The organism is Streptomyces sp. UNOB3_S3 (genome assembly GCF_020740895.1).
In the GTDB taxonomy this organism is placed as follows: Bacteria; Actinomycetota; Actinomycetes; order Streptomycetales; family Streptomycetaceae; genus Streptomyces.
In genome coordinates this window covers 1-9,869 of the sequence record NZ_JAILXP010000272.1, presented here as the reverse complement: position 1 = coordinate 9,869, position 9,869 = coordinate 1, and the positions used below count along the sequence as shown (strand labels likewise).

Sequence of the window (9,869 nt, the reverse complement as noted above, 5' to 3'; positions counted from 1 at the left end):
GCGCGGTGGTGTCCGGCAGCGCGGGGAAGGAGACGCTCTTCGAGGTGAAGTCGAAGGCGCTCATCAGGTCGCCGCAGACGGTGCGCCGCCAGGCGGAGATGTTGGGCTCCTTGACGCCCGTCCAGTTCTCCAGGAACCGCAGGGGCGAGGTGTGGTCGAGGACCTCGGAGTGGACGTACCCGCCCCGGCTCCACGGCGAGATCACCGTCATCGGCACCCGGGGCCCCAGCCCGATCGGCGCGCCGCCCACGAACTCGTCCGGCGTGCCCGCCGGGGGGACCGGCGGGGCCACGTGGTCGAAGAAGCCGTCGTTCTCGTCGAAGTTGAGGAACACCACCGTTCTGGCCCAGACCTCGGGGCGGGCGGCCAGCGACGTAAGGACGTACTTCGCGGTGAAGTCCGCGCCGTACGCGGGCGGATAGGCGGGGTGCTCGGACTGGTTCTCGGGGGCGACGACCCAGCTGACCGCCGGGAGCCGGCCCGCCGCGACGTCCTGGGCGAAGGCGTCGGCGGGGCGGCGCAGCATCCCGTTGTCGTACAGGGACGAGCCGGGCCGGGCATCGCGGAACCGGGTGAACCAGGCCAGGGGGTTGTCGTCGTAGTTGTCCTGCTGCTGGTAGACGCGCCAGGAGATCCCGGCCGCCTCAAGGCGTTCGGGGTAGGTCGTCCAGGAGTAGCCCTTCTCGGAGTTGTCGGTGACGGGCCCGCCCTGCTTGCCCGCCGGGTCGACCGTCCCCGTCCACTGGTAGAGCCGGTTGGGGTTGGTGGGGCCCTGGACGGAGCAGAAGTACTGGTCGCAGATGGTGAAGGCCTCGGCCAGCGCGAACTGGAACGGGATGTCCTCGCGGCGGTAGTGCCCCATGGTCCAGGCGCTCTTGGCGGGGATCCAGTTGTCGTAGCGGCCGTTGTTCCAGGCGCGATGGGTCCCGGACCAGCCGTGGTCGAGGTCGCGGACCCGCTGGGCGTCGGTGGTGGCCGTGTCCAGGTGCCAGGGCCGCACCACGCGCCCGCCGAGCGGCCCGAGCGTGGTCTGTCTGAGGACGTCGGAGCCGCCGGGGAAGCGGAGCAGGGAGCGGTCGCCGAAGCCGCGTACGCCCTTGAGGGTGCCGAAGTAGTGATCGAAGGAACGGTTCTCCTGCATCAGGATGACGACGTGGGCGACGTCGTCGAGCGTGCCGGCGGGGGAGGCCGCCGCCATCGCCTGCTGGAGCGACGCGGGCAGCGCCGTGCTCAGGGCCGTGGCCGCGCCGGTGGCGGCGGCCGCGCCGAGGAAACCACGACGGGTCAGGGGAGTCATGGGAGCTCCTGGGGACGGGAGGGGAGAGGCGGTGAGGGACGGGCGGGTTCAGTGAACGGCGCCGGGGTGACCGCCCGCCGCATCCGAGATGTCCTGCGGCCCAAGAGACGGTGTGGGATGGGTCGGACCGACGGGCGGTGCCCCGCCTGCGCGGTACGACCGGCCCCGCCGCCCGCGCCGGCCGGGCACCGCGGCTCGGGCCGCGGCTCAGGCCCCGGATCCCCGCTCCGCCACCGCCCGGGCCCAGCGGTAGTCCGCCTTGCCGCTCGGCGAGCGTTCGACACGCTCCGTCAGGACCAGGCCCCGCGGCACCTTGTATCCCGCCAGCCGCGCCCGGCAGTGCGTCTGGAGCGCCTCCAGGGTGGGGGGCTCCGCCCCCTCCCGGGGCTGGACGACCGCCGTGACGCGCTGGCCCCAGCGGGCGTCGGGAACGCCCGTGACCAGCACGTCGTAGACGGCCGGATGGGCCTTGAGGACCTGCTCGACCTCCTCCGGGAAGACCTTCTCGCCGCCCGTGTTGACGCACTGGGAACCGCGCCCCAGGACGGTCACCACCCCGTCGGCGTCCACGGTCGCCATGTCGCCGAGCAGCACCCAGCGTTCCCCGCCTGCGGTGAAGAAGGTCTCGGCCGTCTTCGCCGGGTCGTTGTGGTAGCCGAGCGGCACGTGCCCGCGCTGCGCGACGCGGCCCGGCACGCCCGGGGCGACCGGCCGGTGGGTCACCGGGTCCACCACGGCCGTACGGTCGTTGACGCGCAGCCGGAAGCCCCGCTCGGGGCCGGAGTCCTCGGTGGCGGTTCCGTTGAAACCCGACTCCGAGGAGCCGAAGTTGTTGACGATCCGCACCCCGGGCAGCAGCTCCGCGAACCGCTCGCGCACGGCCTCCGACAGCACGGCCCCCGAGCTGCTGACGCTCAGCAGCGAGGAGCAGTCGGTCCCCCGCAGCGGCCCGGCCAGGGTCTCCGTCAGGGGCCGCAGCATCGCGTCGCCGACCAGGGAGACATTGGTGACCCGCTCCCGGGCGATCGTGCGCAGCACCTCCTCGGGGGCGTACTTGCGGTGCAGGACCACCTTCTGGCCGAGGAGGTGGGCGATGAGCGCGGTGAGGGTGGACGTGCCGTGCATCAGCGGCGCGGTGGGGAAGAAGACCAGGCCCTCGCCGCCCGCCGCGACGCGCTCGGCCACCTCCTCCGGCCGCTTCACCGGCCGTCCCGTCGGCGCGCCCCCGCCGAGCCCGGAGAAGAACAGGTCCTCCTGCCGCCACACCACGCCCTTGGGCATGCCGGTGGTGCCACCGGTGTAGATGACGAACCGGTCGTCGCCCGAGCGCGGGCCGGCGGCGTCGCGCACGGGCGTGCCGGACGCCTCGGCCTCGGCGAAGTCCACCGGCGTGACGGCGGGCTCGCGGGCGCCGGCGGGCGGCCGTCCCACCCGGACGAGATGGCGCGGCCCTCCTCCGGACCGGGGGAGCGCCGCCGCCACCCGGGCGGTGAAGGAGGCGTCGAAGACCAGCGCGACCAGGTCCGCGTCACGGTAGAGATAGGCCAGCTCGTCCTCGACGTAGCGGTAGTTGACGTTGACCGGCACGGCCCGGATCTTCAGGCAGGCCCAGAGCGTCTCCAGGTACGCCACGCCGTTGTAGAGGTGCAGCCCCACGTGGTCGCCCGGGCCGACGCCGCTGCCGAGGAGGTGGCCGGCGAGCCGGTCCGCCGCCGTGTCCAGCTCCGCGTACGTCAGCCGGCGCTCGGCGCCGTCGCCGGGGAGGTCGAGGTGGACGAGGGCCTCCCGCGCGGGGACCACGTCCACGACCGACTCGAGGAGATCCGCGAGGTTGTAGTCCACGGCGGTCATTAGAGCGCCGGGGCGCGACGACCGGAAGGGCCACGGCCCAAGAAATCTGACGATCAGTCAGAAAACTATTGAACCGTGCCCCCGCCTCCTGCACGCTGTTCCGGTCCTCGCAACCGAGATGAACCACGACGGGAGGTCCGCCATGGGCGGGACCGAACACCTCACCGTGGAGCGCGCCGGTGCCACGCTCGTCCTCACCCTCGACCGCCCGGAGGCGAGGAACGCGCTGTCCCTGCCGATGCTCGCCGGCCTCTACGACGCCTGGCTGCTGGCCGACGCCGACGACGACGTCCGCTCGGTCGTCCTGACCGGCGCGGGCGGGGCGTTCTGCTCCGGCATGGACCTCAAGGCGCTCGCGGAGCGGCGGCCGGGCGCGGACGACCCCGTCCGCGCCCGCTTCAAGGCCGACCCCGACCTCCACTGGAAGGCCATGCTCCGCCACCACCGGCCCCGCAAACCCGTGATCGCCGCCGTCGAGGGCCCCTGCGTCGCGGGCGGCACCGAACTCCTCCAGGGCACCGACATCCGCATCGCGGGCAGCGGCGCCGTCTTCGGCCTCTTCGAGGTCCGCCGCGGCCTCTTCCCCATCGGCGGCTCGACGGTCCGGCTGCCCCGGCAGATCCCCCGCACCCACGCCATGGAGATGCTGCTCACCGGCCGCCCCTACACCGCCGCCGAAGCCGAGCGCATCGGCCTCATCGGCCACGTCGTCCCCGACGGCACCGCCCTCGAACGGGCCATGGAGACCGCCGCGCTCGTCAACGCCAACGCGCCGCTCGCCGTCGAGGCCGTCAAGGCCTGCGTCCACGACGCCGCGGCCCTCCCCGAACCCGACGCCCTCGCCCTCGAACTCGAACGCGGCCGGCCCGTCTTCGACACCGCCGACGCCAAGGAAGGCGCCCGCGCCTTCGCCGAGAAGCGCCCCGCCGTCTTCCGCCGCGGCTGACGAGGAGGCGAACCGATGCCGGAACCGCTCACCGCGCCCCTCGTCGTCTCCTTCCCCTTCACCCGCTCCCTCGGCCCCGTGCAGAGCGCCTTCCTCACCGGCCTGCGCGAACGCGTCGTCCTCGGCGTCCGCGCCCAGGACGGCCGCGTGCTCGTACCGCCCGCCGAATACGACCCCGTCACCGCCGAGGAGATCCGCGAACTCGTCGAAGTGGGCACCACCGGCACGGTCACCACCTGGGCCTGGAACCCCGCACCCCGCCCGAACCAGCCACTGGCGGCCCCCTTCGCCTGGGTGCTCGTCCGCCTCGACGGCGCCGACACCGCCCTCCTCCACGTCCTCGACGCCCCGGGCCCCGAATCCGTCCGCACCGGCATGCGCGTCCGCGTCCGCTGGGCGGGACAACGCACCGGGGCCATCACCGACATCGCCTGCTTCGAACCCCACGACGGGCCGGAGACCGGCCACGCCACCCCGCACCACGGCACGTTCACCGACCCCGTCACCTCCCTCACCGCCCCCGCCCGCCTCGACTACACCTACACACCCGGCCGCGCCCAGAGCCGCCACCTCCACGACCTCGCCCGCCGGCGCCTCACCGGCGAACGCTGCCCCTCCTGCCACAAGGTCCACGTACCGCCGCGCGGCGCCTGCCCCACCTGCGGAGTCGCCACCACCGAACAGGTCGCCGTCGGCCCCCGCGGCACGGTCACCACCTTCTGCGTCGTCAACATCAAGGCCAGGAACCTGGCCATCGACGTCCCCTACGTCTACGCCCACATCGCCCTCGACGGCGCCGACCTCGCCCTCCACGGACGCGTCGCCGGCATCCCTTACGACCAGGTGCGCATGGGGCTGCGCGTCGAGCCCGTCTGGCGCGACGGCGACCGCCACCCCGACCACTACCGGCCCACCGGCGAGCCCGACGCCGACTACGACACCTACAAGAGGCTGCTGTGACCAAGAGGCTGCCGTGACACCGCGCCCCCGCGACGTGGCCGTCGTCGCCTTCGCCCAGAGCGACCACCGCCGCGCCACCCCCGGGCTCTCCGAGACGGAACTGCTCCTCCCCGTCCTGCGCGAGGTCCTCGACCGGGCCGGACTCGCCCCCGGCGAGGCCGACTTCACCTGCTCCGGCTCCAGCGACTACCTCGCCGGCCGGCCCTTCTCCTTCACCCTCACCCTCGACGGCGCCGGCGCCTGGCCCCCGATCGCCGAGTCCCATGTCGAGATGGACGGGGCCTGGGCGCTCTACGAGGCCTGGGTGAAGATCCTCACCGGCGAGGCGGACACCGCCCTCGTCTACGCCCACGGAAAGTCCTCCGCGGGCGACATCCGCGACGTCCTCACCCGCCAGCTCGACCCCGTCCACCTGGCACCCCTGTGGCCGGATTCCATCGCCCTCGCCGCCCTCCAGGCCCAGGCCCTCATCGACGCCGGCGAGACCGACGAGGACGCCCTCGCCGCCATCGCCGCCCGCAACCGCGCGGCCGCCGCCGGCAACCCCCACGCCCAGCTGCGCGGCGCCGTCCCCCACGGCGACTACGTCGTACGCCCCCTGCGCACCGGCGACTGCCCGCCCGTCAGCGACGGCGCCGCCGCCGTCGTCCTCGCCGCCGGGGAACGCGCCCGGCACATGTGCCCCCGGCCCGCCTGGATCCGTGGCATCGACCACCGGATCGAACCTCAGGACCCGGGCCGGCGCGACCTCACCGACTCGCCCTCCACCCGCCTGGCCGCCGAACGCGCCGGGGCCTTCGACGCGCCCGTCGACACCGCCGAACTCCACGCGCCCTTCACCGCCCAGGAAGTGATCCTCCGCAAGGCGCTCCGCCTCACCGGCGACGTCCGCGTCAACCCCTCCGGCGGCGCCCTCGCCGCCCACCCCCTCATGGCCGCCGGCCTCGTCCGGATCGGCGAGGCCGCCGCCCGTGTCCACCGGGGCGAGTCCCACCGCGCCCTCGCCCACGCCACCTCCGGCCCCTGCCTCCAGCAGAACCTCGTCGCCGTGCTGGAAGGAGAACCCGAGTGAGCAGCCGTGTGAGCACCCGCGTGAGCAAGGAACCCGTGGCCGTCGTCGGCATCGGACAGACCCGCCACGCCGCCGCCCGCCGGGACGTCTCCCTCGCCGGACTCGTCCGCGAGGCCGCCCGGCGCGCCCTCGACGACGCCGCCCTCACCTGGACCGACGTCGAAGCCGTCGTCATCGGCAAGGCCCCCGACTTCTTCGAGGGCGTCATGATGCCCGAACTCCACCTCGCCGACGCCCTCGGCGCCGTCGGCAAACCCGTCCTGCGCGTCCACACCGCCGGCTCGGTCGGCGGCTCCACCGCCCTCGTCGCCGCGAACCTCGTCGCCGCCCGCGTCCACCGGACCGTCCTCGCCCTGGCCTTCGAAAAGCAGTCCGAGTCCAACGCCATGTGGGGCCTGTCCCTGCCCGTCCCCTTCCAGCCACCCCTCCTGGCCGGCGCCGGCGGCTTCTTCGCCCCGCACGTCCGCGCGTACATCCGCCGCACCGGCGCCCCCGCCGGCACCGGCACGCTCGTCGCCCACAAGGACCGCCGCAACGCCCTGAAGAACCCCTACGCCCACCTCCACGAACACGGCCTCACCCTGGAGGCGGTGCGCTCCTCGCCCATGCTCTGGGACCCCATCCGCTACTCGGAGACCTGCCCCTCCTCCGACGGGGCCTGCGCCATGGTCCTCACCGGCCGAACGGGCGCCGCCCGCGCCCCGCACCCGCCCGCCTGGGTGCACGGCGGGGCCATGCGCAGCGAACCCACGCTCTTCGCCGGCAAGGACTTCGTCTCGCCGCGCGCCGGCCGCGACTGCGCCGCCGACGTCTACCGCCAGGCCGGCATCACCGACCCCCGCCGGGAGATCGACGTCGCCGAGCTGTACGTCCCCTTCAGCTGGTACGAGCCGATGTGGCTGGAGAACCTGGGCTTCGCCGCCGAGGGCGAGGGCTGGAAGCTCGTCGAGTCCGGCGCCACCGAGCTCGACGGCGACCTCCCCGTCAACCCCTCGGGGGGCGTGCTGTCCACCAACCCCATCGGGGCCTCCGGCATGCTCCGCTTCGCCGAGGCCGCGCTCCAGGTGCGGGGCGCGGCGGGGGAACACCAGGTGCCCGGCGCGCGCAGGGCCCTCGGGCACGCCTACGGCGGCGGCGCCCAGTTCTTCGCCATGTGGCTCGTCGCCGCCTTCCCGCCTGCCCGGTGAGGCCGGATCCGGGGGCCTGTCGGGCACCGGCCGCGCTCGCTAGTGTGGGCGGCGACGACGAGCCGGAAGGGGTACGGACGTGGCGGACAGCACGACCGATCAACTGGTGGGCGACATGAGGCCGGACCTCGATCTCGCCACGGCCACGTGGCAGTCGAGCGCCCGGGGGAGCCGGGGCAACGTCCAGATCGCCTTCGTCGAGGGATACATCGCCCTGCGGGACCGCAGGGACCCCGACGTCCCGGCGGTGATCTTCTCACCGGGGGAGTGGCGGGCGTTCATGCTCAGCGCGCGGGCCGGGGAATTCGACCTCACCTGACCGGGCGTGCCGGAGCGGCCGGCTCCAGGTGAAGGGACCCGCCCGACGGGTTCCCCGGCACCGCGGCGCCGCGGCGGGCACGTACGATGTGGGCATGTCCTTCCTCCGCCGCCGCAGCGCCGCCACCCCCACCGGGCCGGACTTCGACGTCCTCGCCATGGACCCCGGTGACTGGCCGGGCGATCTCGGGGCCGGGCTGCTGCCCGCGCCCGACGGCAGCTGCCAGGGGGTCTTCCTCCGCTACGACCTGTTCGGCGGCCGCGGCCCCGCGATGATCATCGGCAATCTGCCCGAGGGCTCCCCGGCCCGGGAGCTCGCCGAGGGCCAGGTGCCCTTCGAGGTGGCCCAGCTGCTGGCCGCCCTCGGCAACGACGAGCCGGTCCAGGTGGTGGAGACCGAGGACGTGCCCGTCATGCACGAGGACAACCTCCTGATCGTGCGCCGGCTGAAGTGCTCCGAGAGCCGGATCTCCTGCACCCAGTTCGACCGCAGCGACGGTGTCCTCGTCACCATCGCCAGCTGGGACCGGCCGATCACCGACGACCTCTACCAGCTGCTGAAGCCCCTCCCGGCCGAGATGTTCCAGGCCGGCTAGGACCGCCAGCGGCACCGTGAACCACCGGAGCCCGGCACGCCGTCGCGTGCCGGGCTCCCGCCGTGCCGGGCCGCTACCACCTCGAGGAGCGGATCTCCACGTCGGTGGCCTTCACAAAGGCCACCCGGTGCCCGAACTGGATCTCGTAGTAGACGTCCTCGCCCCGGACGATCCGGTGGCCCGACTGCTCGAAGGTCGCCGCCCACAGATACTCGCTCGGCGAGGTCGCGCCCACCACATACGCCTGCCCGGCGGGCAGTTTGTAGGGCAACGGGGTCACGGCCTGCACCGGAACGCCCGCCGGATAGGCCTCCTTCTCCGGGAAGGCGCGCCCGTACACGGGGATCTCGGCCAGGCCCTCCCTCGGGGTGACCAGCCGGCCATGGGCGCCCATCGCCACCGGATCCCACCAGGGGTTACGGAACCACGCCTTCTGCCCCAGGTACCAGATCGCCGTCCAGCCGCCCTGCCGGTCGGCGACGGCGAACTGCTGACCGGTGGAGGCACGGGCACCCGTGTCATTGACGTCGATCGTCGACGGGCTGCCGTCCGGGCGCAGACCGATGTCCTGGATCAGCGGGGCGTCCTCGCGCGGTGCGGTGTGCAGCCGCACCGCACCCGAGCCGTGCGGGGAGCACTTCACGCCGGGCTTGACGCAGCCCGTGTAGGCCGGCTGGTGGTCCTCGTACTCGGGCGCGATGGTGACCATCCCGCTGAAGGGGCTCGCGGCCGCCTCGAAGGGCCGGCCCATCAGGTCGAAGTAGTGCGCCCAGTCCCAGTACGGGCCGGGGTCGGTGTGCATGCCCCTGATGGTCGAGGGAACCGTGCCCGGGACGTTGTCATGGCCCAGGATGTGCTGGCGGTCCAGCGGGATGTCCAGCTTGTCGGCCAGATACTCCACCAGCCGGGCCGACGTGCGGTACATCTCCTCGGTGTACCAGGCGTCGGGCTGGGCCAGGAAACCCTCGTGCTCGATGCCGACGGACTTGGCGTTCACGTACCAGTTCCCCGCGTGCCAGGCGACGTCCTTGGTCGGCACGTGCTGGGCGATATGGCCGTCCCCGGAGCGCACGGTGTAGTTCCAGGAGACATACGCCGGGTCCTTGATCAGCTTGATCGTCGTCTCCCACGACCCCTCGGTGTCATGGATGACGATGAAGTCGACCTTCTGCGAGGCGGGCCGGTCGGCGAGGTCGTGATTGCCGTAGTCCTTGCCCTCCAGCCGCTGGTACGGGGCCGGGATCGACTCGCAGGCCACCGACTCCGGGCACTCGGTGCCCCGGGACGGGACCGTGCCGAGCCCCAGCCGCCGCACCTGCTCGGTGCGGGGGGCGACCCGGGGGGCGGCGGACAGGGCGACCTGCCGGCCGCTGTCGGTGGTGCGCCGCTGCCCCTTGCGGATGACGTCGAAGACGTCATTGGCGAAGGTGGTCGCCGTGGCGGCGTCGGTGGCACCGGAGTAGCCGGCCACCGCCGCGTACCAGTCGGCGGCGTCACCGCTCAGCGGCAGGCCGAGGCGTTTCTGCTCGGCGGCCAGCAGGGCCGCGCCCCCCTGGACATTGGCGGCGGTGCTCGCGCGCAGCTCCTTGGGCGAGGACGCCCGAGGTGATCTCGCCCGGCCCCGTGCCACCGGCCGCAGCGC

The 9,869-nt window shown here is 73.6% G+C and carries 9 protein-coding genes; 6 read left to right on the top strand and 3 right to left on the bottom strand.

Annotation, left to right across the window (positions count from 1 at the left end):
- Positions 1-1,297: phosphocholine-specific phospholipase C (locus K6I33_RS25220; protein ID WP_229356819.1), on the bottom strand; the 1,297-nt coding region annotated here is incomplete at its 3' end.
- A 207-nt stretch (positions 1,298-1,504) separates the two neighbouring features.
- The gene (locus K6I33_RS25215; protein ID WP_229356818.1) at positions 1,505-3,139 is read right to left on the bottom strand and encodes an acyl-CoA synthetase; all 1,635 of its coding nucleotides are present in this window, start codon (positions 3,137-3,139) and stop codon (positions 1,505-1,507) included.
- A 151-nt stretch (positions 3,140-3,290) separates the two neighbouring features.
- Between K6I33_RS25215 and K6I33_RS25210 the strand changes: the two genes are divergently transcribed.
- The 6 genes from K6I33_RS25210 to K6I33_RS25185 all read left to right on the top strand — a co-directional run bounded on the left by K6I33_RS25210 (position 3,291) and on the right by K6I33_RS25185 (position 8,227).
- Positions 3,291-4,094: a crotonase/enoyl-CoA hydratase family protein gene (locus tag K6I33_RS25210; RefSeq protein WP_229356817.1), complete on the top strand. Its 804-nt coding sequence runs from the start codon at positions 3,291-3,293 to the stop codon at positions 4,092-4,094.
- Positions 4,095-4,109: 15 nt separating this feature from the next.
- Positions 4,110-5,054, top strand: coding sequence for an OB-fold nucleic acid binding domain-containing protein (locus tag K6I33_RS25205; RefSeq protein ID WP_229356816.1), 945 nt, complete (start codon positions 4,110-4,112; stop codon positions 5,052-5,054).
- A 13-nt stretch (positions 5,055-5,067) separates the two neighbouring features.
- Positions 5,068-6,126: a thiolase domain-containing protein gene (locus tag K6I33_RS25200; protein ID WP_229356815.1), complete on the top strand. Its 1,059-nt coding sequence runs from the start codon at positions 5,068-5,070 to the stop codon at positions 6,124-6,126.
- A gap of 20 nt (positions 6,127-6,146) precedes the next feature.
- Positions 6,147-7,313, top strand: coding sequence for a thiolase domain-containing protein (locus K6I33_RS25195; protein WP_229356821.1), 1,167 nt, complete (start codon positions 6,147-6,149; stop codon positions 7,311-7,313).
- A gap of 79 nt (positions 7,314-7,392) precedes the next feature.
- Entirely contained in the window at positions 7,393-7,632 is a 240-nt protein-coding gene (locus K6I33_RS25190) for a DUF397 domain-containing protein (RefSeq protein WP_229356814.1), read from the top strand.
- Between the two features lie 94 nt (positions 7,633-7,726).
- Entirely contained in the window at positions 7,727-8,227 is a 501-nt protein-coding gene (locus tag K6I33_RS25185) for a hypothetical protein (RefSeq protein ID WP_229356813.1), read from the top strand.
- A 73-nt stretch (positions 8,228-8,300) separates the two neighbouring features.
- Here the strand turns inward: K6I33_RS25185 and K6I33_RS25180 are convergent, their stop codons facing one another.
- The gene (locus tag K6I33_RS25180) at positions 8,301-9,866 is read right to left on the bottom strand and encodes an N-acetylmuramoyl-L-alanine amidase (protein ID WP_229356820.1); all 1,566 of its coding nucleotides are present in this window, start codon (positions 9,864-9,866) and stop codon (positions 8,301-8,303) included.
- Positions 9,867-9,869 lie beyond the last annotated feature (3 nt).

What these genes read in the sequence shown, in the direction of transcription:
- K6I33_RS25205 (WP_229356816.1), top strand. Translation starts at nt 4,110, where the DNA reads ATGCCGGAACCGCTCACCGCGCCCCTCGTCGTCTCCTTCCCCTTCACC.
- K6I33_RS25210 (WP_229356817.1), top strand. Translation starts at nt 3,291, where the DNA reads ATGGGCGGGACCGAACACCTCACCGTGGAGCGCGCCGGTGCCACGCTC.
- K6I33_RS25185 (WP_229356813.1), top strand. Translation starts at nt 7,727, where the DNA reads ATGTCCTTCCTCCGCCGCCGCAGCGCCGCCACCCCCACCGGGCCGGAC.